Here is a 20,103-nt window from a genome sequence, read left to right as displayed (position 1 = left end):
GAGCGTGCCGATCATCTACCTGCCCCCACCCCCCGAGACCGGCGGTGGGGGCAGGCCACCCGGGTGGGTTCGGCCCGTCGACTACACCACCCGCATCACCTGGACATCGGCCGCCGGGCGGGTGACGGTGCTCTCCGACTGGGCAGGCGGGTGCACGCTGCTCGACGGTGCCCGCGGGCTGGGCATGCCGGAGTACGAGTACTACAGGCGCGAGTCCGGGGTGCTCGACGGCGACCAGGTGGCCGGGGTGCGCGCACTGCCCCGGGAGGTCTTCCTCCCTATCAGGGTCCACGGGGAATCACGCCGCGACATCATCGACCGGCGCCGCGCCCTCGCCAGGGATCTCGACCCGTTCCCCGCCCACGGGGGTGGGGCCGGGACGATCACTGTCACCGAGTTCGACGGCACCCGGCGCCGCATCACAGCCCACTACGAGGGCGGCGCGGAGGGCGACATGGGCCGCGACCACGAAGGCCTCACCTGGGCCACGCTCGGGCTGAAGTTCAGGTGCGAGCAACCGTACTGGGAGCTGGATCCGGTGGAACTCATCTACCGAGGCCCCACCGGCGACGACGGCACCTGGTTGCCGATCCTGCCGGTGCGTGTCCGCGACTCCACCGCGATCGGCCCCGGCATGCCCATCCGCATCGAGGGAGGGGTGCGCACCTGGCCGGTGTGGGAACTCAAGGGCCCGCTGGGGCCGGGGGTGCGGCTGGCCAACCGGACGACGGGGAAGTGGCTGGAGATCGACCGTGCCATCGGTGAGGGGGAGACGCTGGTCATCGACACCCGGCCCCGCCGCAAGTCCGTGCGGTTGGACGGGGCCAACGCCTACCGTTACCTCACCCAGCCCGGTTCAACGCTGTGGCCGCTACGGCCAGGAGACAACACCATCGATGCCGAGACGGGACAGATGTCCGATAATTCCCGACTTGTTCTCCGCTACACACCAATCGCTGCTACGTGCTGACGCATGGTGCGCGCTGGTGAATTTCCTAGAAATTCCTCACGAGGGGGCCAATCCAACCTAACCTTTACGCATGGATTGGTACTGGGTAGCCATCTGGGGGCTAGGGGGAGGTGGTGTTTCGCATGCTCTCGTCGCCATTAGATCGATCATGTGGCATGGCCAGGCACCCTGGAAGGTGAGAGCGGACCCCCTAAACCCATCCCAGAGGCTGCCGGACGTGAGGCCGGGAGAGGAACGCCTTCCAGCTCCAGGGGCAGGCGCCTACTTTGTGGCAGTGGGCCTCGGGCTCTTCGTCAGCAGTGTGGTCGCAGGTGCGATCGGGGCAACGTTCCCGCAGTCCATGAACCCGCTCGTTGCCTTTCTGGTGGGCTTGGGGGCGCTCTCAGCTGCGCAACTGCTGGCCACCCTGGTGCCACTCGCGGTGAGGAACGTCGGACGCGCGGCTATGAACGGCCTCGTCGATACAGCGCAGCAAATCAGCCATTTGGATGGCAGTAGCCAACCCGATGTGTGTCCGCCAGGTGACGTGCCGGAGAGCCCTGAGGGGGGAATAAACACAAGGCATGAGGTTCAGCATCCTCGTTCAACAGAAGGGCGTCAGAGGAAAATAGGTGAGGGAGGTGCGGAATGACCCTGAATGCTGAGAGCTTCCTGGGGCGGGTGCTGGCCGCGTTCTCTCTGCGGTCTCCGGGATTTCGGCGACCACATACCTCAGGTCGCTCTGTGCCTCTCCCTGTGGGCCTGGTCTGCAGTCGGGCTATGAACCGCCTAACAGCGGCGGAGGTTGCAGGTCAGGTGCAAGAGGAACTGGCGAAGCGAAGTATCCATGGTTCGCTAACATCAGCGGCGAGCATATTGCGCCGAGTTTCGCCGATTCAACGACTTGTGTTTCGTGCTGTAATTCTCCAGCTTTCAGATGTCCTCGCTGACGTCCTCGATTTTCTGGGCTCAGTTCGAAGTAGGGCGATTCTTGTGTCTGATGACTACATTCTACGCGGAAAAACAAATCGAGGCCGTCCGGTCCCTCATCATCTTCTTCGGTTGAGGTATGGCCGCAATGAAGCGGTGGGTAAAATGCGCGAAGTGGTTGCCAAGAGAGGGCTCGGGATACAACTTGAGGATGGATGGCGTGCAGTTTCAAGGATTGTGATGGTCCTTGGGTGGTACGAAGATAAACTTTACTTTTCTGCGCTTTCTGCACGTATTTCTCGGCAGGAGGTTAAGGGTATGTATAATGATTTGAGTTCCGCTGTTCGCTTGATTGAAGAGTCGGCAAACGATTTTCTAGGGGCGGATCTGTCGTCAGGTGGCGTGGAAGTCTACACGGCGAAACTTGGAGGGATCAGGTGGGACGAGAATACCCGATGGCCCACTTCTGAATTTAACCAGCGCATGCACCGTGCTTCAGTGGAATATCCCCCTGGCTCGGGGATTTACACGGTCATGTCCGAAAGTTCAGGTGCGACTTCTCGGGGTGTTCTCTACTGAAGCAAGTTGGCTCGGCCTGAGTACGCATCGGACAAACGCCATGTATGCAGGCCACCAAGCGTTTCTTGCGTGCGCATGCCTACCTCCGTAACTTTCAGCTGAGTTGGACCTCCCGAGACCTCCCGCGTGAAATCCCAAGCCGAACAATGGAGAGGGGAAGAGGTGCGGGAGGAATGGGCCATCCGCGTCCGCAATCACGACCGTGACTTCACTGGTGAGATCGACGACGAGCACGACCTCGAAATCCACGCCCGTCACCTCGCAGCCGGGTCATGGAAGATCGCCGTCGCAGCAGGCACCCCGTCGGCCGAACTTCTCGACACAGGGGAAGGCATCAGTTTCGAGGTCGACGGCCGAGTGGTGTTCTCCGGCCCCATCACCCACATCACCGACGAAACCGGCACCCAGGACGCCGGAACCACCAACCCCACCGGCGCGGGCACTATCACCGCAACCGGGGCCTGCGACACCACCGGTTTCCGCCGCGTCATCTACCCGTCCCACCTGGCCCCCATCACCCCGAAGGGCGTCAAACACCCCACCGACCGGGAAACCATCCGCGGCCCGGCTGAGACCGTCATCAGCACCGTCCTGTCCCGCCACGCCGGTCCCGCCGCCCTTCGCACCCGACGCCACCCCGGCCTGACGGTCCCCGTATCGCAGGGCCGCGGCCCCCGGCTGGCCAGCGCGGAGCGGTTCACCGACCTGCACGAGCACCTTTTCGCCGTCGCGAACGGGGCGGGGGTGGGGTGGCGCATCCTCCAACACGCAACAGAGCTGGTGTTCGAGTACTACGAGCCGCGCGACCTCACCTCAGATGTGGCGTTCGGGGTGGAGCTCGGCAACGTCAGCAGCTACACCTACGAGCTCACCCCGCCCGAGGTCACCCACCTGGTCTACGGGTGCGGCGGGGAGGGCAAGGACCGGCTCCTCTTCGAGTACTCCCGAACCTCCCCGCTGTTCCCGAACCTGCGCCTCGAAGAATTCGTCGACCAGCGTGACCTCGCCGAAAAACCCGAATCCGAAGACGACGACCAGTGGCGGCCACCCGACGAAGCCACACGGCAGCTCGCCGACGAGCGGTTCGCCGAAGCCGCCGGCACCCAAACCGTCGCGTTCGAGCTGCTGGGCACCGAGGGCATCCAGTGGGGGAGGGACGTCGACCTCGGCGACCGGGTGACGTTCCTGACCGACCGCGGCCCGGTGCAGGACGTGATCCGCGAGGTCGTCTACCGGCGCACCCCCGACCACGGGCAGACCATCACCCCGATCGTCGGCGACCCCATCCACATTCCCAAGGTGTACCGGGCGCTGCGGCGGCTCCGGCAGGACGTGGACCGACTCCAAGCAGCATAGAAAGGCTCTCTGTGGCCGAGCAGTACGGCGTCATGCCCGACTCACCCATCGACCGCGCCGTCGACCTCGCCCGCTGGTTCAGGCAGTTCGCCCCGTCCGGGGTCGTCCACGGGGCGTGGGGCACCGGCGAACCGGCCGACCACGCCGACCGGTTCGAGGTGACCGCTGACGGCACCGCCCTGGTCACGATCCACCCGGGCTATGCCCTGGTCGGCGGGTACTGGTACCGCAACACCGCCCCTATCCAGCGCCCCGTCACCCCGAACACCTCGTCGGCGCCGCGCACCGACCTGGTGGCCATCCGGGCCGACCCGGACACCGGAACCGTGGGGCTGGCCGTGGTCGAGGGTACCCCGGGCGGTTCCCGCCCTATGCCTGTTCGGCAACCGGATGGGCGGTGGGAGGTCGGCCTGGCCCACATCAGCATCGCGGGGGGCTCCACGGTGGTGGCCGGGGGCGGGGTGGATCAGGGGGTGCGGGAGTGGACCGTCCCGTATGGGGCGATCCCCTGCACCTCGGATTCGCGGCCGCGCCACCCGCACGTGGGGGCGCTGATCTGGGAGACCGACACCAGCCGCCTGCGGGTGTATGACGGGCAGCTTCTTCACTCCTCCGGCCAGTCGGAGCCGGTGTACCGCACCCTTGTCGACGCCGCCTACCCCACACCGTGGAAGCCCCTGGAGTTGCGGAGGGGGTACACGAAGTGGCACAACTCCGGGTACACGCCCGGGTGGAGGATGATCGCCCCAGACCGGGTGGAGCTGCGCGGCATGATCGCCCGTACCAACGGCGGGACGATGCCCGATGAGACCTACATCGCCCGTGTGCCAGCGGTGGCGCGGCCGGGCGGGTACACGCGGCACGTGGCGGCGGCGGGCGGGTCGCACAGCGTCAATCTGACGATCGCGTCGAGCGGTGCGACGTCGTGGCTGCCGGGGCAGATCATCATCCGCCGCCAGTCCGACCACCGCCCGGCGTGGGTCAGTTTCGACTCGTGGCAGTACTCGCTCTGACTCTGGAGAGGAGGGGCGGTTTGCCCGCATGGATCAATGGCATCGAGCCGTGGTACGCCGCCGCAGCCGGGGCCGTGGCCGCAGTCGGGGCGTTCGCGATGGGAGCCCGCCGGGTCGGCCGGATGGTGCGCAGGGTCGTGCACCTGGTGGACGACCTCGCCGGAGAGCCCGAGCGCGCGGGAGTCGAGGCGCGCCCAGGGCTGATGGAACGCGTCGCCGCACTGGAGGAACGGGTGGAGGAGGTCCGCCACGAGGTGCAGCACAACAACGGCGGCAGCCTGAAAGACGCCGTGAAGCGCACCGAGGACGCGGTTCACCGGCTTACGACACGGGTCGACGATGTGGAAGGAGGCGGACGGTGAACACTCGCCGCTTCGGCACGTGGATGGGTGATGGGGGGTCACGGCGTCGCCTGGTGGGGGGAAGCGGGGATGTGCTTCGGGCCACCAGGAAGAGCAAACTAGGCCAAAGTTGTTCCTAGCTAGCTGCAAGTTGGCATAAACTTGGGTCATGGAACAGCACACCCCGCCCCCCGCCGACCCCAGGTACGACCTGCTCGATCAGGCCATGGACGACCGCCGCCTGGAGCTGGGTCTGCGTTGGAAGGACGTCGCGGTCCGGGCCGGCACCTCGGAGCAGGCGCTGCGTGATATTCGCCGCGGGCGCAGCTTCCCGCGGGACCTCACCATCCGCCGTCTGGAAGAGACGCTGGGATGGGCGCCCGGTTCGGTGCGGGCGGTCCTCGACGGGGGGGAGCCCGAAGTCGCGGCGGCCCAGGTCGACCACTCCGGATCGTCCGTTCCGACGGAGAAGGGGCTCTCCTGGACCATCCAGGACGGGTACCCGGTCTACCACCTCACGCGCATGATCAGGGGAAACCCGGTCACCGTCTCGCAGGTGGTGCGCGACCAGCGCTCGCGCGAGCAGATCGAGCGGGAGCTCAACCAGCTGATGGACATGGCCGTGGTCATCTGGCGCGACTGACGGGGTTTACACAGCGTGGTCGCCACATACTCACACCCAAAGGAGTTGATGTGACCAGCTGAAGCCCACCAAGTATCTAGAGCACCCCCACCCCAACGCCCGCCATCGTGCGGGCTTTTTTCATGCCCTCAACCGGAAGGACCTCGCTTGGCTCGCATGCCGGGCGCCACGTGGCGCCCTATCCCCGTCAACTACAGCGGCGGCGGGATCTCCCCGCGGATCGTCGTCGTGCACATCATGGAGGGCACGCTCACCGGAACCGACTCCTGGTTCCGGCAGTCCCGCGCCCGCGCCTCCTCCCACTTCGGGACCGGTAAGAACGGTGCCCTGTACCAGTGGGTGGACACCGCGAACAGGGCGTGGGCGCAGGCCGCAGGTAACAGCTTCTGCATCTCGATCGAGAACGAAGGCAAGGGGGGTGACCGGCTGACCGACGCCCAGCTTGACCGCAACGCCGAAATCCTCGCGTGGGCGCACCGCACCCACGGCATCCCGCTCCAGCGCACCAACTCCACCTCAGGCCGGGGTCTGGGCTGGCACGGCATGGGCGGCTCCGCGTGGGGCGGACACACCTCCTGCCCCGGCCCGAAGATCGTCGCCCAGCTCGATGAGATCGTCGCCCGCGCCCGCAAGATCACCGGGAGCGGCGGCACCCCGGGCGGCAGTGGCGGTACGCCGCCCACCGGCAAGGCCCCGACCTTCCCGCTCCCGCACCGGTGGGCGTTTGGCCCCAAGTCCGGCCCGAACTGGCAGGTGTCCGGGTTCTACTCCCACCGTTCTGACCTGCGGCGGTGGCAGCAGCGCATGCTCGACCGGGGCTGGGTCGGCATCGGCAACGCGGACGGGCTCTACGGGCCCCGCACCGCACGCGTGGCCCGCCAGTTCCAGGCCGAGAAGGGGCTGGGCGTCGACGCGCTGATCGGCCGGGCCACATGGGACGCCGCATGGACCGCCCCCGTCACGTGACCCGCCACCCGAACCGGCCCGCCGGCCGCCTCCTGCTGTTCGCCGCGGGGTTCGCGGCCGGGATTACTGCCGCCTGCACCGTGTGGGCGGGCAGCGACATGATCCTCTGCTCGACCGGGCCGGTCGTGTTCCTCGCACCCCACTAGCCCGTACCACCCCGCCCCACCTGGGGCGGACCGCATGGACCACGCCCCTGGGCCGCCCGATGGTCCAGGGGCGTCGGTTCCGCCTGGACTGTCCTGGTCCGGGCGCACCACCAACCCATTGGAGGACCACCTTTGCCCGCTAAGCACGTCCACGCCGACGCTCGTACCCGCTCGGGCCGCACCATGGCCCAGGGCGCCGTCTCCGTCGTCCTGGTCGCCCTGGCCACCGTCATCCTCAACACCGTGTCTGCCGGGGAGGTCATCGACTACGCCAGCCTCGCCCCGGTGGCCGGGTCGGCCGTGCTGACCGCGATCGCGACATACGTCCAGCGCCTCGTCGAGGGAGACAAGACCGCACCGGCCGCAACCGGCGGCGCCACGCACCGCGCCTAAACCCACCCGGGCGGCCCCGCGCACCGTGGGGCCGCCCCCGCTGAACGAAGGGAGGCCCGTGCGGTACCAGTTCGGCGGCACCCCCGCAGACTTCGTGGTCGCCCCCGGCCAACAGGTCCAGGTCGGCCCCGACACCCTCGGGGCCACCGCCGTCCTCATCCCCGGCGCCCGACTGTGGGTGTGGGACCCCGACACCGGCGACCGGTTAACCGACCTCATGGACCACCGGGGAGAACCCGTCGCGGAAATCACAGCGGACAGCAGCGGCGCCGTCCCCCGATTCCGCGCCCCGGACGAGGTGAAACGGGTGCTCGTCGGCCAAGCCCCCGACACCAGCAGCGGCGACGCCGGGGAGCACTCGCGTCACCTGCTCGCGTCCACCGACTGGCCGGCAGACGTCACCAAGCTCAACACCCGCATTACCGCCCTGGAAAACACCACCGGGGGAGACGACGGCGGCGGGGATTATGTGGCCACCGCCCACCCGATGATGTGGCACATGGGCGGCCCGCTGGAATCCCGGCGCTCCCCGCACCCGTACCACAACCTGGAGGGCCGCAACCAGACCATCATCGTCCTCCGGGCTCAGGCCACCATCACGGAGGGGACCATCGGCGTCCGCGTGGTCCTGCTCGACCCCGACACCCGGGGCGGGGCTGTGGCGGCGTCGGTCACCATCACCCCCGAAGAGCCGTGGGCGCTCATTCGCCCGCAGGTGGAGGTGTCGGACGGCACCGGCGTCACGGTCGAGGTCGATGTGCCCGAGGAGGCGGAGGCTGAGGACCTGACGGTGCAGGTGACGATCCGGTGACGCTCCTCGTTGACAACACCCTGGCCGGGCAGCCGGGCACCCGGCCCTCCAACCAGACGCTCGCGGACTCCGCGGCCTCCGGCACGGTCACGATCACCGCGCCGTCGCGCGCGACCTACGACGATGCCCGCACCATCTACGGGCGTCCTTCGATCCGGGTCGACTCTGGGCGGCACCGCGGTGATACCCCGCAACTACTCATCCCGCTACCGAAGGGTGAGTGGTGGGTGCGCTGGTACCTGTGGCACCCGCCCACCCAGGAGGCGGGGCACGGCGCCAGCGAAGTGCGGTGGCACGCCGCGTTCGGGAAGACAGGCCTGCTCACTTACCAGACCGCCCCCGGGAACTTCTATGCGAGGTTGCAGAAGTACGACATCGCGGCCGACGCCGACCCGGCGACCCATACCGGCGCCCGCCACCCGCCCGGTGCGTGGCTGCGCCTGGAACTCCACTCTGACGGCAGCCGCACCGAGCTGCGGGTGTTCGAAGGGCACGCCACCACCGACGTGCACACCATGACCTGGGGCCAGGGCCTGTCGGGGCCGATGGGGCTCACTGGGTACCGGTACCTGCGCCGCCGCACCCTGTACTGGGGTGACCAGGGTACCGAGGTGCGCGACCTTCAGCGCGAGCTCCAGGACCTGGGGTATGACATCGGCCCGGCCGGGGCTGACGGGGATTTCGGCAACGGCACCTATTTCGCGGTGAAGAAGTTCCAGGCCAAGTACGGCATCAGCCCGGATGACGGCATTCCGGGGCCGGAGACCCGAGCGGCCATGGACTACCAGCTGGGCCGCCGGTTCCCGCCCTTGTGGGTGTCGCACCTGGCGGTGTCGGATGAAGGGTGGGTCGGGCCGGTGCCGGACCCCACCCCGGTCCCGGAGCCGCGCCCGGCGCGGTTCACGGTCGGGCTTCCGCTGTGAAGCCCTTGCGGTAGCACACCCGGTATCGGGTGTTTTTCCACGGCCTAGTGTGAAACTCTGGCGCCCCTTCCGTTTCGGCGGGAGGGGCGCCGTTTTTTTGTGGCCTAAGCACGGCCAGTGCCACCTGAACACCCCGGCCACCGGCGCGGAGACCGCTTTGCCGCCCGACCCGGCGGCGAACGCACCCCCGCCACTCTCCCTTTCAGCTCGTCGGGCGCCCGCTGCATCACCACCTGCGCCAGACGGGGCCCAGGCGGAATAACGGGCCGCGAGGCGCGCGCCGCATACGGCAGGCTGGCGTCCATGAGTAACTGGGTGGATGTGGAACTCATCGGCGGGCCGATGGACGGGTCCGTCCAGCAGATGCAGCACGCGGCGATCTATGAGGACCCGGACCCAGGCGCCTACCTGGTCGTGGACGATGACCACAAGGCCCCGGGGGGTGATCCGGGGGCGCGGGCGGTCTACGAACCCGACCCGCCCCCGGCTGACCCGCGCCGGTGGGTGTGGCGCGGCTGGATAGCCTGAAGGGTGCCCCACCCCCGCATGGAGCGGTGATATGAACGCTCTCACCGATCGGATCTTCGGATGTGGTCGGCCCGAAGCGTGGCCTCAGAAGAAGGCGGCGTCGCGGTCGAATCGCACCTGGTCGCGCACCGTGCGGCCGTTGAGGGCCGCCAGCTCGACCGGTTCGGGCACCTTGCCGCCGAGCCGGTGCCACATCAGCCTGGCCCCGGTCTCTACTAGCGCCGGGGCTTCGGAGAGGTCAGCCGCGAACAGGCGGAGGTACCCCTCGCGTCCCTGCTCCCCGTGGGTGAGGGCCCACAGGTGTGCGCGTTCGGCATCCACTGTGATGGTGGCCTCGACCCTGATCGTCATGGTCTGCGGCTTGCCATGTCGTGCGCTCATTGAAAGTCCTCCACGTTTCCGCTGACCAGCGCTGATTTCGCGCGGGCCTGGGTCGTACCGGTCACCCGGGCGATGTCCTTCCACGACGCCCCGGACTCCCGCAGGCTCCGCACCGCCCACGCCAACGCCTCCTGCTCGGCCTGCCGGGCCTGCTCCAGCTCGTCCACCCCGGGGGCGTGCACATCCAAACCCACCGCTACATGCGCAGGGTCGGCGCCCAGAGCCAGCGCCGCCGCGTCCGCAGCTCGCCGCGTCAACTCATCCAGCGACGGGGCGTAGGTCCAGGCCCACCCGGCCGGGGCCGCACCCACCCAGGAGCCGCCCACACGCTCGGCCTCACACACCAGCACCGTCGCGCCTCCCGGGGTCGGGGCGGGCGGCCGCACCGGCCCGGCGGACCACAAATGCCCGGCCAGCGACTCGATGAGAGCTTCGGCAACCGGCTCGGGGACCGGCCGCCGGGGCACGGCGAACCGGGCACCGTTGACCTCATACAGGGTGTGGGCCTTGGAGGAGGCCACACGCGTCGGGTCGAACCCGAACACGCCCAGCGCCTCCTGCACCCACCCGGTGCCCTGCTGGCGGCGGTTGTGCTTGGCCGAAACCTCCTGGGCGCGCACCCAGGTCTCCAGCGGCACGATCGCCGGATGCACCGGCTCCGCCGACCACACCCATTCCCGGTAGGGCTTGTACCGGTGCCCGTTGGTGCGGGTGCCCTTGCGGTTGTACACCATGTAGCCGGTGTACTTCGGGTTCATCAGCAGGGCGCGCACGGTCTGCAACCTCCACCCCACCTCGCCTGGCGGCGGGAACCGGTCGGGGTCGGCGTTGAGGCGGCCGGTGATGTCCTCCAGCGACACCGGCCGGTCCTCCCCGGTCCGCCATCGGAACATCTGCGCGACGGCGGCCGGTTTGCGTTCGTCGGGGTCGAGCACGAGCACGCGGGGGGTGCGCCGCTCGAACAGCCCTCCTTTCAGCGGGCGGTCCGGTTCAACGAAACGGTCCACATACCCGTAGGGCGGTTTGCCGTGGGCGAACCCGCGGCGGGCGTGCTCGCGCTGCCCGCGCTCGGTGAACTCCTGCATTTGCAGCCGGTACCAGGCGGCGGTCATGCGGCTGGTGTGCCGCAGGATGTAGCGGGTCGAGCGGGCGCCTTGGTCCATGCCGGGAGGTTCGGCCGCCACCCGGTAGGTGATGCCGGCCCGGTCGAGTTCTTCCTCCAGGGTCAGGGAGGCGAGCATGTCGCGGGCGGGCCGGGAGATCTCGTCCACGACGACGGCGTCGAACACATCGCGGTGGGCGTCGGCGAGGCATTCGGCGACGCCGCCGGTGCGGGGGACGCCGACGTCGATACCGGTGTAGTCGCCTTGCCCGCGCTGGTCTAGGGGCAGGGCGCCGGATTCGACGTCCCAGTACCACGCGATGAAGTCGTCTCCTGGGGGCAGGGCGGTGCGGGCGCGGGCGAGCTGGCCGGGGATGGAGGTGGCCGGGTCCTGCTGGTCGCGGGTGGAGACGCGGCCGAGGAACGCGTAGCGCAGGTGGGCGGCGGGTTCGTGGGGGTCGAGGTGGGACAGGTCGATGGGGGCGGTGTAGGTGTTGGAGGAGTAACCGGTCATGCCTGCCCCTCGGATGCCGTCTCAGGGGTGTGTAGCGGGGGAGCGGGCAGTGTCTTTCCGGCAGCGAACGCGGCGGTGACCCAGTCGGCCAACTGCTCCTCGTCAAAGACCTCGTTGAGGCCGTTCGCTTCGCTGCTGAGCTCGTCGGGCCGGGCGTCGCGGTAGGGCCGGTCGGGGGCGGTGTGGTTGAGCCAGACCAGTTCCATCGCCTCGGAGCGGACCCGCACGCGGGTGTTGAGGACCGTGCTGCCGATGTTGGGGTCGCGGGCCAGTCGCGCCTGTTCTGCGGCGGGCAGTTCGGCGCCGAGGGTGGTGTACACGATGTCGGGGCAGTACCGGGCGCGGACGAGCCCGATCTCGCAGTAGCGGTCGTAGCCGAACCACGGGCTGGGGGTGCGGTCAAGGTCGCAGGAGAAGTCGCACATGACCACGGGGACCCCGCCTCGGTCGAGGTGCCAGGCGTTGCTGCGGTGGACGACGGTGGCCCAGCCGCGGTTCCACATGGCGTGGCGGACGCGGTCCCAGATCTGGCCGCTGTTTCCGGCTCCGCGGAGGTAGACGACCCGGGTGAGGGTGGGGGAGCGGTCGGTGGGAGAGGGCATCGTGGTCCTTCCGGGGAGTGGGGCGGGAGCGGGGGGATGTCCCAAACTTTACAGTTTCAGACTGTAAAGTTAGCCGTGTGGCCGCATCCGGCCACCCCGGTCACAAAGCACACATGTCAGGACAGGTCGGTACGCGCCCCCTGGCCCGCCCGGTTCTCGATCCACTCATCGACCGTGGACGCCCACCACCACGGGGTGCGCCCCATGCGGCCGTCCGGCTGCGGCGCCTGGCCCCGCGACACGTAGGCATGCCACGTTTTCAGCTTGACGCCCGCTTTCGCGGCGGCCTGCTCCGCGGTGAGTTTTTCCTGCTCCATGACAGGACACGCTAGCCGCCCCAGCCCCGCAGGCTACCCCCCCCCGATGTGAGGCGATGGCCGCCCGCTGAGGGCTGGCACCTGGGGGGCGTCGAGTCGCAGAAGGGTGAGGATGCGAGCCTGCACGTGTCCGATTTCGCGACGGCGCCCACCGTCGACCAGCCGTGGTGAAGCGGAGACGGCGGGTGATGTCAGCCTCTGCGACGATAGGCAGCATGCGACAGACCGCACCCGACATCGCCCCCGCGTGGAAGATCCAGGTCGAGCTGGCCACCCGCGTCGACACAGTACGCCTCGGCTCCACCACGCGGCCCGTGGGCGAGACTCTTGCTTGCCTGCGCACGGTGGTGGGGGAGACCCGTGCGGCCCTGCGTGAAGCCGAACTCCCAGCCGCGTCCGCGGCCCCCATGGTGCGGCTGCTCCCGGCCGCTATCGAGCTGTGCGCGCTCGTCGAGCCGGTCCTGGACCGGTGGGAGCCGCTGCTGGCCGCCCATGAGCGCACCCGCCCCGCAGGAACCCCACCGGCCGACCACGAAACCGCGTGGGGTCACGCTTCGGCGTGCCGCGCCGACCTCGCCGCGCTGTCCGAACCCCTGGGGCGGATCGTCGGTCGGCTTTCTGAGATCACGGGGGCCGACCTGGGGTTGCACCCCCCGGTGGTTGCGGGTTAGCGGGTGTGCCGGGCGGCGAGGGAGTGGAGAAGCGCTAGGCTCGCCGCGCACCGCACCCGGTCGTCCCCCACGGCTTGCGTCAGCGGCAGGCGCACCACCCTCAGGTCGGCCTCACCGCCCTCCAGGGCTGTCGGCCCTGGTGAAGCCCCCTGCACTGACCACAGGTGCACCCTGAGCGGAGACAGTCCGGGCAGGGGGTAAACCTCACCCTCGTGCGTCCACGCCCCGCCGTGAAGCCCCGTCTCCTCCCGGAGCTCCCGCTCAGCAGCGGCCCGAGGAGACTCGCCGGGGTCGACGGCGCCCCCGGGGAATTGCAGCATGTTCCCGGCCAGGTAGTGGTGCTGCTCGACCAGAACCACCATCCCGTCGTCGTCGACGGCGGCGACCCGCACGAGGTCCGGGGCCTCCACCCAGTCGTAGGCGCCCGGGGAGCCGTCCGGGAGGGTGACTTCGTCGCGCCACACCGCAAGCCGCCGGGTGGTGAGCAAGGAAGTCGTGGCGTGCCGCGCCCACGGTCCGCGCTGCTCCACACCACCGTGCTGCGGGTCGTCGCTGCTCACCTGACCGCCTCGATCAGCCTCGGGTCGTTGCTGCTCGGCCTTCCCACACGCCGGTCGACGACATGCGCCGCCAGCTCAGGATCGGGGATCGCATCGACCATGCCCCGCACCTCCGCCTTGCCAGTGATCGCCGGGTCGAGCCAATCACACACCATGCCCTCAGACAGGATCACCGGGGTCCGGTCATGGATGTACGCCAACGGTTCGGGTGCCGGCCGGGTGAGGATGGTGCAGGTCCACACCCACTTCGCGGGGTCGTCCTCGTCGGGGATGTCGGGCTCGGGCCACAGCTCGTACAGCCCGGCGAACGACAGCACTTCGTTGTCCGCACGGTGCAGGTAGTAAGGGGTCTTGGGCCCGCCGTTGGCCGCCGTCCACTCGTAGTACCCCTCGGCGGGAACCACGCACCGGCGCCTCCGCGCGGCCGACCGGAACGCGGGCTTCTCGGTGACGGTTTCGCTGCGCGCGTTGATGAGCCGGGAACCCATTTTGCGGTCTTTCGCCCACGCGGGGAGCAGCCCCCAACGGGCGTTGCGCAGCTCCCGCACCACCTGGCCGTCGTCCTGGTGGTCGCGGATGATGCGCACCGTCTGCGTGGGCGCGACGTTCCACGACGGCGCCAACTCCTCGCCCACGCGGTGCTGGACGGCGTAGAACAGCTTCAGCTCGTGGTCGTTGCGGGCGCTCACGTACCTACCGCACATGGCCCCAGTGTGTAAGAGCAAGCCAACTGTGGCCAACTCGCCACTCCCTTTTCACCGGCGCACCCTGACCTGCACCTGTCCAAGGAGGTCGAGGAACCACAGGATTAAGCGGCCGAAACCGGTCAGTTTCAAAGCCGCCCGGACGCTTCCACCGGGACAACCCCTGCGGCTACACACAATCCATGGAAATCACTCCTGGGGCGTTCTCCTGGCCCGGCACCCCACCGCGCTTTCAGGCAGCCCCTCGCCGTTCGTGGCGCCGGAGCAAGACGAACCGTGGCCTCCGCAGGCACAAGGAGACGACGTGAGCGATGACAACACCAGCAACGCCAAGTCCAGCGGCGCCGAGATTTGGATCGGAGCTGTGGGCATGCTCTTAGCGGTCCTCGCGTTTTTCGGAATAACGAACTTCGAGGAACTAGCCCGCATGGTGGACGGAGGGATCGCGGACAAGGAAGCGTGTGAGATGTGGAGCGACGCGGATAGCGAACTCACCCGGTCCGCGGTTGGGCCTGGCGGGAGTATCAGGAGTGGAACGTATGGCGAGGACATCGACCTCGCCGCGGAGAAGTTCGATGAGGCAGCCGAGCACGCCGACGACGATGAGCTTTCGCGGATTCTCAGCGGCTCAGCGGACGCCTATCGCGCCTGGGCAAACGCCATGCGCAGCGGGGAGTACAGCAAGCGTGTGAACCGTATCATCATAGCCGCCAACGACTCCCGTAGCGAGATTATCTCTATCTGCAATCCGCTTCTTGCTGGAGAGGAGGAACGGTGAGTGAGCCGGGCAGTAGAAATCAGCGGCTAGAGGTCGCTCTGCCGGGCAGGTGACTGAAAGATATCCCCGCAAGTGTGCAGGGTCACGGCCTCCCCAGCGGTGTCGCGTACCTCCAGGCACAGGGCGATGTCGCCGTGCCCGAGGTGGGCGTGGCGGGCGACGTCGGCCAGGACCCGTTCGATCAGCGCGGCCGCGGATTCCGGTGTGTCGTGTCCGGAGCTCACCAGCTCGCCCCGGTCGGCGTCCCATACCTGGTACAAGAGCCCTCCCCGTGTCGGTGAGCTTCCACCATCGCCGGGGAGCGACCCAGACCGCCAAGCGGATTCTGTGGCTGTGGACAGTCCGCTCACACCCCGACATCGGCCCCAGCTGCTCGGGCACACCGCACCAGGTTCGCTACGCTGACTTCCTGACTCCACAGCTCGCCAAGCTGTCCACGTTGAAGCCCCGGCCAAACCGGCCGGGCTGTGCCGCATGCGAAAGGCAGGCATCAGTGGGGATCAGCGAGCAGCAGCGCCGGGCGATGGCCGAGCTTTACCGGAGCGGCTACACCTCCTACGAGATCGGGCACGCGTTCGACCGGGAACCGTCCGTGGTGCGCGACCACCTGCGGGCTGAAGGTGTGAGCCTGCGCCGCCGAGGCAGCCGCCCGCGTCCCGACGTGTCCACCAGCGAGATCGTCCGCCTCATCGACGAGGTAGGGCTGTCCTACACGCGCACCGCGCGCCTGGTGGGCCTGTCGCGCACCGCGACCCGCAACCGGTACCTCCGTCACCACTACGGCTATGGGTGGCGGTATTCACCGCCCGAGGTGCAGGGCACCGTCCCAGGCGGGCCCGGCGTTGGTGCCCGGTAGCGGCCTTGCGGTAGGGCGGATGTGCGGGTTCGGGGGTAATGGTGTCGCTGAGGTGACAGGGCGGCGGTCAGACGCTAGGGAAGGTGCGGCCCGATCGCTTCGAGCTCCGCCACACGGGCGCGGCCACGCGCCGCATCGCGGGCGGCGATCGCCACGACCTCGTCCACCACACCGGGGTCCAGGCCGACGTCGCGAAGCTCCCGCCGCAACGTGGCCGCCTCCCGTTCGAACGCCTGCGCCGTCGCGGACAGGAACCGCCACCCCGTCCGGGCCGTGGCGCGTGGGGACGCGTAGATCTCGCCCGCGAGCACTCCGACACGGGCCGGAATGGCGTGCTCGGCCAGCCAGTGCACGGCGTGGTCGACGAACCCCGGGGTGTCGGTGGTCGGCACGCCCCATGGCCAGTTGTCCGGTCGTTCCCGCCACGCTCCCATAGTGGAGAGCGTATCGGCAGGTCGAAGGGCGCGGGCAGCGGGCGGGAGGCTGTGGGATCAGGTGGCTTCACCGCTGTGCAGCAGATGCACCATGTGCAGCCACACCTGCTCCTCGCCAAGGTGGTCAGGCAGCACGTCGCGGGCAGTGTGCATCCGGCCGTCGCGGTACAGGCGCAGCGTGTACTCGCGTTCACCGCGCCCGACCCGGCGGGAGGTGAGGCCTTCCTCGCGGGGGTCGATTCCGGCGCGGTCGATCAGGCGGCACTCCATCAGGTCGTCCCCGGCCTGGGCCGCTCGTTCCTGGTCTCTGCGGTCGAGGCCGGGGCGCCATCCGGATTCGACGTGGGCGATGAACCGGTCGAACGTGGCGGTGCGGTCGCGTACCAGGGCGGCGGTGTCGAGGTCGGTGAGGTCGAGCCCGGGGGCGTAGAGGCTGCCTCCGGCGGGGGTGGTGCCGATGTGGGTGTGGCGGTGCTCGCCGTGGTCATTTGCCTCCATTTGCCAAGGATGATCTTCTTGTGTGACTCGGGCAACCCCTGGCCGGGGGATGACCATCGGGTAGGGGAGGCTCAGAGTGCCCCGCGAGAAGGCTGTGCCGGGCCCGCCGGACAGCCGGGTGGACCTAACCGTCCAGAGAGGCCTGCAGCGCGTTGTAAGCCTCAGCTGTCAGGGGCCCGCCAGGATAGCGTGGCGCCCACCGGTGGCCCTCGGGGCATGTCCCCCAGCCCAGGTGTTTCACTGGGGTCGGCGCCATGAGGGAACGAATCATCTGAAAACGCAGCGAAGGCGCCCCTGACCTGCTTGGATACGGCTTGTCGAGAGTCGAACCCAAAGCAGCGAGGAGCACCTTCTGCGTGCACGATACCGAGTGGCCCGACGGCCTGTGCGTGGTTCCGGAGGGAAAGAACATCGTCGGCCACGTCGGCGGCCCGCACCTACGACTCCTGGCCCAACGCACCGGGCTGACCACCGCCCTGTCCACCGCCCTGAAGCCGACACGGCCACGCTCCTGGGACCGCGGCCAGATCATGGCCGACCTGGCCTGCGCCATCACCCTGGGCGCCACCAACATCCGCGACATCTCGCTGCTCGACCACCACCGCCCGGTCATCGGCCCCACCGCCTCCATAGCGACCACCTGGCGCATGCTGGATGCCACCGGCCCCCGCCGCCTGGCGCGCATCGCCCGCGCCCGGGCCGCCGTGCGCCGCCACGTGTGGAACCTGCTCGACCAGCGCCCCGACGGCTTCCCCCAGGTCCGGATCGACGGCGCCCCGCTCACCGGGGTGACCGTGATCGACTCCGACGCCACCATCATCGAATCGGCCTCCGCCAAACAAGGCGCCCGCGGCACCTTCAAAGGCACCTACGGCCACCACCCCCTCACCGCCTACTGCGCCAACACCCACGAGATGCTGGTCGCGGACCTGCGCGAGGGCTCAGCCGCCCCCAACCACCCCGGCGACAACATCGCCGTCCTCCACGCCGCAGTGGACCAGGTCCCCGGCTCCTACCGGCGCCGGGTGCTCCTCCGCCTGGACGGGGCCGGCGCCTCCAAAGACCTGCTGGGCTGGATCGCCTCGGCCGGGGGCCGCACCAGCCCCTGCTACACCTGGGAGTACTCAGCCGGATGGCCCGTCGGCGAACGCGAGCAGGCCGCGATCGAGGCCCTGGACCGGCTCGGGCTGTGGGAGGCCGCCACAGGCGCCGACGGGCAGGCACGCCAGGGCGGCTTCGTGGCCGACATCACCGGCCTGCTCGGCGACCTGCACGACTGGCCCGAGGGCCACCGGGTCATCGTGCGCACAGAACCCCTGCACCCGCGCTACGAACGCGGCGCCACCGACTACGAGAAACGCACCGGGCAGTGCTACCAGGCGTTTTCCACCAACACCGCGCGCGGGCAGACCGCGTTCCTCGATGCCCGGCACCGCCACCACGCCACGGTGGAACAGCGCATCCGCGACTCCAAAGCCTGCGGACTGGGCAGGCTGCCCTCCCGCCACGCCCACGTCAACGCCGCCTGGCTGTGCGCGGTAGCGATCGCCGCTGATCTGCGGGCCTGGCTCCAGCTCCTCGCTCTTTCCGGCGAGCTGGCGGCGGCTGCCCCCAAGACCATGCGGCTCCAGCTGCTGCACGTGGCGGCCCGGCTGGTGCACGGCCAGCGCAGACGCCGGTTGAAGGTCGACGCGACCTGGCCGTGGGCGGCTCAGATCGCCGCCGCGTTCGCAGCGATCCGCGCTCTGCCCCCGCCGGCCAGAACCTGATCCGCCGTCCCCGCGAGCATGGAGAGGTGGAGTTCCGAGAGGTTCCGGGATGGTGGGGCCCGGCGCGCGGCGCGACGGCCGCTGACCGGTCCTGCGCGACACGTGTCCCGAGCGGGAACAAGACCGGCATCACGGACATTCGCGCAGCAGGTCACCCCCGTGAAACAACGAGGCCAGAGCATGAGCCCGTCCCACGCCAGCATGATGTTGCTGATGTCGCCGCATGACGGGCAGGCCAGTCACGGAGGTGCCTGCGTGGGACTGGGCCCGCAGGAATTCAACCACCCGGTAGATCGGGAACGCGGGGTGGTCCTCACCGTTCGTGTGGGCCTCACGGAGCCGCACAGCCAGTTGCACGGCCCGCCCCCGGTAGGTATCCAATTCGCGTGTGGCGGAAGCGACGCTTACGAGGCCAGCGGTAATTGGGTATATCCCGCCAACCGTATGGTGGTTAAATTCCGGAGTACGTCACTGCCAGATGGTCAGATGCACGCGGGTCTTGCACGTTACCGGTGAGTTGAGGCGCCGTCGCGTTCCTTACCATAAAGTCGAGTCGATTTCGTGGATTCGTGGCAGGGTGGGTGTTGGAGTTCGGCGGACACACGACCCCTGTGCCGGGTCTGAGCCATGGCTGCCCTGATGGTGTAGTGGAGTCGGGATTGCGATTAAAGTCTCCCAGTACAGCCCAGCGTGTCGTCGTGTTGCACTCCACCTGCATGATCATACTTTCCGCATTGTATCCTCCATTAGATACAGCGTGAAATGTGTAGAATGTCATATTGTTGGCATCGCCGGCGGGTCCGCGGCCGATTTCTACACCTAGCGCTGGCCGCTCGCCCGCTCCTGTCAGGGGATGCACTACTCGAACCTGGACAACTGGAAGCTCAGGGGCAACGACAAGCGCAAGGTTCACACGCAAGCGCCCCACGTTGAGCCAGTAAAGTCGGTAATACTGCGGCCTGGTGGCAGTTCCGAGGTTCCATTGGTATTCGTTGACGGTCCAATCCTGACCCACCTGGTCCTGGATCGGGTGATCACGAACGAATTCGGCAGTGGCCGGCCGCGTACCAGCCTCTTGGAGGGCGACGATGTCTACGCTGCGGGCCAAGGTACTGACGCTTTGCCACTTGGTTCCGGACGGGTCCGAGGAGCCCTGCATGTTCCAGGTCGTGGCGCTGAAAGTCTGCTGGTTCGCATGTTCTACGATTGGGGCCGCGGTGCTTGCACTCGACGGTTGCGAGGTTGCGATCGCCAGAGTTGCTGTGAGGATTGCGAGTGTCGCTATCCAGAGGCCCCTTCTAGGTTTTCCGGGTGATCTCATCATGTCAGCCATAATGGC

At 68.5% G+C, this 20,103-nt stretch carries 26 protein-coding genes; 16 read left to right on the top strand and 10 right to left on the bottom strand.

Annotated features, from left to right (window positions below; genetic code table 11):
• Nucleotides 1–4: 4 nt before the first annotated feature.
• From HNR23_RS11135 to HNR23_RS11080, 12 genes are all read left to right on the top strand, one after another.
• Nucleotides 5–970 (top strand): phage distal tail protein, encoded by a 966-nt coding sequence (locus tag HNR23_RS11135; RefSeq protein ID WP_184075505.1) that lies wholly within the window; start codon nucleotides 5–7, stop codon nucleotides 968–970.
• Between the two features lie 759 nt (nucleotides 971–1,729).
• Nucleotides 1,730–2,458, top strand: a complete 729-nt coding sequence (locus tag HNR23_RS11130) for a hypothetical protein (RefSeq protein ID WP_184075504.1) — start codon at nucleotides 1,730–1,732, stop codon at nucleotides 2,456–2,458.
• A gap of 162 nt (nucleotides 2,459–2,620) precedes the next feature.
• Nucleotides 2,621–3,814 carry a Gp37-like protein gene (locus HNR23_RS11125; protein ID WP_184075503.1) on the top strand — a complete coding sequence of 398 codons (1,194 nt, stop codon included), beginning with the start codon at nucleotides 2,621–2,623 and terminating at the stop codon, nucleotides 3,812–3,814.
• An 11-nt stretch (nucleotides 3,815–3,825) separates the two neighbouring features.
• Nucleotides 3,826–4,827 carry a hypothetical protein gene (locus HNR23_RS11120; protein ID WP_184075502.1) on the top strand — a complete coding sequence of 334 codons (1,002 nt, stop codon included), beginning with the start codon at nucleotides 3,826–3,828 and terminating at the stop codon, nucleotides 4,825–4,827.
• A 20-nt stretch (nucleotides 4,828–4,847) separates the two neighbouring features.
• Nucleotides 4,848–5,189, top strand: a complete 342-nt coding sequence (locus HNR23_RS11115) for a hypothetical protein (RefSeq protein ID WP_184075501.1) — start codon at nucleotides 4,848–4,850, stop codon at nucleotides 5,187–5,189.
• A gap of 148 nt (nucleotides 5,190–5,337) precedes the next feature.
• Nucleotides 5,338–5,811, top strand: a complete 474-nt coding sequence (locus tag HNR23_RS11110; RefSeq protein ID WP_246421713.1) for a helix-turn-helix domain-containing protein — start codon at nucleotides 5,338–5,340, stop codon at nucleotides 5,809–5,811.
• A gap of 156 nt (nucleotides 5,812–5,967) precedes the next feature.
• Complete coding sequence (locus HNR23_RS26735) at nucleotides 5,968–6,777, top strand: peptidoglycan recognition protein family protein (RefSeq protein ID WP_246422086.1); 810 nt, start codon at nucleotides 5,968–5,970, stop codon at nucleotides 6,775–6,777.
• Nucleotides 6,774–6,923 (top strand): hypothetical protein, encoded by a 150-nt coding sequence (locus tag HNR23_RS11100; protein WP_184075500.1) that lies wholly within the window; start codon nucleotides 6,774–6,776, stop codon nucleotides 6,921–6,923. Before HNR23_RS26735 ends, HNR23_RS11100 begins: the two co-directional genes overlap by 4 nt.
• A 132-nt stretch (nucleotides 6,924–7,055) precedes the next feature.
• Complete coding sequence (locus tag HNR23_RS11095; RefSeq protein ID WP_184075499.1) at nucleotides 7,056–7,316, top strand: hypothetical protein; 261 nt, start codon at nucleotides 7,056–7,058, stop codon at nucleotides 7,314–7,316.
• A 58-nt stretch (nucleotides 7,317–7,374) separates the two neighbouring features.
• Nucleotides 7,375–8,127, top strand: coding sequence for a hypothetical protein (locus HNR23_RS11090; RefSeq protein ID WP_184075498.1), 753 nt, complete (start codon nucleotides 7,375–7,377; stop codon nucleotides 8,125–8,127).
• Nucleotides 8,124–9,050 (top strand): peptidoglycan-binding protein, encoded by a 927-nt coding sequence (locus HNR23_RS27475; RefSeq protein WP_184075497.1) that lies wholly within the window; start codon nucleotides 8,124–8,126, stop codon nucleotides 9,048–9,050. The genes HNR23_RS11090 and HNR23_RS27475 overlap by 4 nt, the downstream gene beginning before the upstream one ends.
• Nucleotides 9,051–9,353: 303 nt before the next feature.
• Nucleotides 9,354–9,578, top strand: coding sequence for a hypothetical protein (locus HNR23_RS11080; RefSeq protein ID WP_184075496.1), 225 nt, complete (start codon nucleotides 9,354–9,356; stop codon nucleotides 9,576–9,578).
• 84 nt (nucleotides 9,579–9,662) lie between these two features.
• On the opposite strand, the gene HNR23_RS11075 is transcribed toward HNR23_RS11080, so the two are convergent.
• From HNR23_RS11075 to HNR23_RS11060, 4 genes are all read right to left on the bottom strand, one after another.
• Entirely contained in the window at nucleotides 9,663–9,959 is a 297-nt protein-coding gene (locus tag HNR23_RS11075) for a hypothetical protein (RefSeq protein ID WP_184075495.1), read from the bottom strand.
• Nucleotides 9,956–11,575 (bottom strand): recombinase family protein, encoded by a 1,620-nt coding sequence (locus HNR23_RS11070; RefSeq protein WP_184075494.1) that lies wholly within the window; start codon nucleotides 11,573–11,575, stop codon nucleotides 9,956–9,958. Before HNR23_RS11070 ends, HNR23_RS11075 begins: the two co-directional genes overlap by 4 nt.
• Nucleotides 11,572–12,177, bottom strand: coding sequence for a hypothetical protein (locus tag HNR23_RS11065; RefSeq protein WP_184075493.1), 606 nt, complete (start codon nucleotides 12,175–12,177; stop codon nucleotides 11,572–11,574). Before HNR23_RS11065 ends, HNR23_RS11070 begins: the two co-directional genes overlap by 4 nt.
• A gap of 116 nt (nucleotides 12,178–12,293) precedes the next feature.
• Nucleotides 12,294–12,494, bottom strand: coding sequence for a helix-turn-helix transcriptional regulator (locus HNR23_RS11060; RefSeq protein ID WP_184075492.1), 201 nt, complete (start codon nucleotides 12,492–12,494; stop codon nucleotides 12,294–12,296).
• A 215-nt stretch (nucleotides 12,495–12,709) separates the two neighbouring features.
• On the opposite strand from HNR23_RS11060, the gene HNR23_RS11055 reads away from it, so the two are divergent.
• On the top strand, nucleotides 12,710–13,165 hold the full coding sequence (locus HNR23_RS11055) for a hypothetical protein (RefSeq protein ID WP_184075491.1): 456 nt from the start codon (nucleotides 12,710–12,712) through the stop codon (nucleotides 13,163–13,165).
• On the opposite strand, the gene HNR23_RS26725 is transcribed toward HNR23_RS11055, so the two are convergent.
• Both HNR23_RS26725 and HNR23_RS11045 read right to left on the bottom strand, forming a co-directional pair.
• Nucleotides 13,162–13,725: an NUDIX domain-containing protein gene (locus HNR23_RS26725; protein WP_184075490.1), complete on the bottom strand. Its 564-nt coding sequence runs from the start codon at nucleotides 13,723–13,725 to the stop codon at nucleotides 13,162–13,164. The genes HNR23_RS11055 and HNR23_RS26725 overlap by 4 nt on opposite strands.
• Nucleotides 13,722–14,429 (bottom strand): SOS response-associated peptidase, encoded by a 708-nt coding sequence (locus HNR23_RS11045; RefSeq protein WP_184075489.1) that lies wholly within the window; start codon nucleotides 14,427–14,429, stop codon nucleotides 13,722–13,724. Before HNR23_RS11045 ends, HNR23_RS26725 begins: the two co-directional genes overlap by 4 nt.
• Nucleotides 14,430–14,733: 304 nt before the next feature.
• Here HNR23_RS11045 and HNR23_RS11040 point away from each other — a divergent pair, with 304 nt between their 5' ends.
• A complete protein-coding gene (locus HNR23_RS11040) occupies nucleotides 14,734–15,207 on the top strand; it encodes a hypothetical protein (RefSeq protein ID WP_184075488.1) in 474 nt (157 codons plus the stop codon).
• A 26-nt stretch (nucleotides 15,208–15,233) separates the two neighbouring features.
• On the opposite strand, the gene HNR23_RS11035 is transcribed toward HNR23_RS11040, so the two are convergent.
• Nucleotides 15,234–15,467, bottom strand: a complete 234-nt coding sequence (locus HNR23_RS11035; protein WP_184075487.1) for a hypothetical protein — start codon at nucleotides 15,465–15,467, stop codon at nucleotides 15,234–15,236.
• Between the two features lie 233 nt (nucleotides 15,468–15,700).
• On the opposite strand from HNR23_RS11035, the gene HNR23_RS11030 reads away from it, so the two are divergent.
• Nucleotides 15,701–16,063: a hypothetical protein gene (locus tag HNR23_RS11030; protein WP_184075486.1), complete on the top strand. Its 363-nt coding sequence runs from the start codon at nucleotides 15,701–15,703 to the stop codon at nucleotides 16,061–16,063.
• 74 nt (nucleotides 16,064–16,137) lie between these two features.
• Here the strand turns inward: HNR23_RS11030 and HNR23_RS11025 are convergent, their stop codons facing one another.
• Both HNR23_RS11025 and HNR23_RS11020 read right to left on the bottom strand, forming a co-directional pair.
• Nucleotides 16,138–16,497, bottom strand: coding sequence for a hypothetical protein (locus HNR23_RS11025; protein ID WP_184075485.1), 360 nt, complete (start codon nucleotides 16,495–16,497; stop codon nucleotides 16,138–16,140).
• A gap of 57 nt (nucleotides 16,498–16,554) precedes the next feature.
• On the bottom strand, nucleotides 16,555–16,995 hold the full coding sequence (locus HNR23_RS11020; protein ID WP_184075484.1) for a hypothetical protein: 441 nt from the start codon (nucleotides 16,993–16,995) through the stop codon (nucleotides 16,555–16,557).
• A gap of 356 nt (nucleotides 16,996–17,351) precedes the next feature.
• On the opposite strand from HNR23_RS11020, the gene HNR23_RS11015 reads away from it, so the two are divergent.
• The gene (locus HNR23_RS11015; protein WP_184075483.1) at nucleotides 17,352–18,764 is read left to right on the top strand and encodes an IS1380 family transposase; all 1,413 of its coding nucleotides are present in this window, start codon (nucleotides 17,352–17,354) and stop codon (nucleotides 18,762–18,764) included.
• Nucleotides 18,765–19,215: 451 nt separating this feature from the next.
• Here the strand turns inward: HNR23_RS11015 and HNR23_RS27620 are convergent, their stop codons facing one another.
• Nucleotides 19,216–19,923 (bottom strand): endonuclease/exonuclease/phosphatase family protein, encoded by a 708-nt coding sequence (locus HNR23_RS27620; protein WP_394353821.1) that lies wholly within the window; start codon nucleotides 19,921–19,923, stop codon nucleotides 19,216–19,218.
• Nucleotides 19,924–20,103: the final 180 nt, after the last annotated feature.

Source organism: Nocardiopsis mwathae (genome assembly GCF_014201195.1).
Lineage (GTDB): Bacteria > Actinomycetota > Actinomycetes > Streptosporangiales > Streptosporangiaceae > Nocardiopsis_C > Nocardiopsis_C mwathae.
This window is presented reverse-complemented; position numbering and strand designations above follow the sequence as displayed.

Excerpts from the sequence above, each read along its gene's own strand:
- HNR23_RS11130 (WP_184075504.1), top strand. The coding sequence starts at position 1,730 with ATGAACCGCCTAACAGCGGCGGAGGTTGCAGGTCAGGTGCAAGAGGAA.
- HNR23_RS11110 (WP_246421713.1), top strand. The coding sequence starts at position 5,338 with ATGGAACAGCACACCCCGCCCCCCGCCGACCCCAGGTACGACCTGCTC.
- HNR23_RS26735 (WP_246422086.1), top strand. The coding sequence starts at position 5,968 with ATGCCGGGCGCCACGTGGCGCCCTATCCCCGTCAACTACAGCGGCGGC.
- HNR23_RS11080 (WP_184075496.1), top strand. The coding sequence starts at position 9,354 with ATGAGTAACTGGGTGGATGTGGAACTCATCGGCGGGCCGATGGACGGG.
- HNR23_RS11075 (WP_184075495.1), bottom strand. The coding sequence starts at position 9,959 with ATGAGCGCACGACATGGCAAGCCGCAGACCATGACGATCAGGGTCGAG.
- HNR23_RS11070 (WP_184075494.1), bottom strand. The coding sequence starts at position 11,575 with ATGACCGGTTACTCCTCCAACACCTACACCGCCCCCATCGACCTGTCC.
- HNR23_RS11065 (WP_184075493.1), bottom strand. The coding sequence starts at position 12,177 with ATGCCCTCTCCCACCGACCGCTCCCCCACCCTCACCCGGGTCGTCTAC.
- HNR23_RS11060 (WP_184075492.1), bottom strand. The coding sequence starts at position 12,494 with ATGGAGCAGGAAAAACTCACCGCGGAGCAGGCCGCCGCGAAAGCGGGC.
- HNR23_RS11055 (WP_184075491.1), top strand. The coding sequence starts at position 12,710 with ATGCGACAGACCGCACCCGACATCGCCCCCGCGTGGAAGATCCAGGTC.
- HNR23_RS11045 (WP_184075489.1), bottom strand. The coding sequence starts at position 14,429 with ATGTGCGGTAGGTACGTGAGCGCCCGCAACGACCACGAGCTGAAGCTG.
- HNR23_RS11025 (WP_184075485.1), bottom strand. The coding sequence starts at position 16,497 with ATGGGAGCGTGGCGGGAACGACCGGACAACTGGCCATGGGGCGTGCCG.
- HNR23_RS11020 (WP_184075484.1), bottom strand. The coding sequence starts at position 16,995 with ATGGAGGCAAATGACCACGGCGAGCACCGCCACACCCACATCGGCACC.
- HNR23_RS27620 (WP_394353821.1), bottom strand. The coding sequence starts at position 19,923 with ATGCAGGGCTCCTCGGACCCGTCCGGAACCAAGTGGCAAAGCGTCAGT.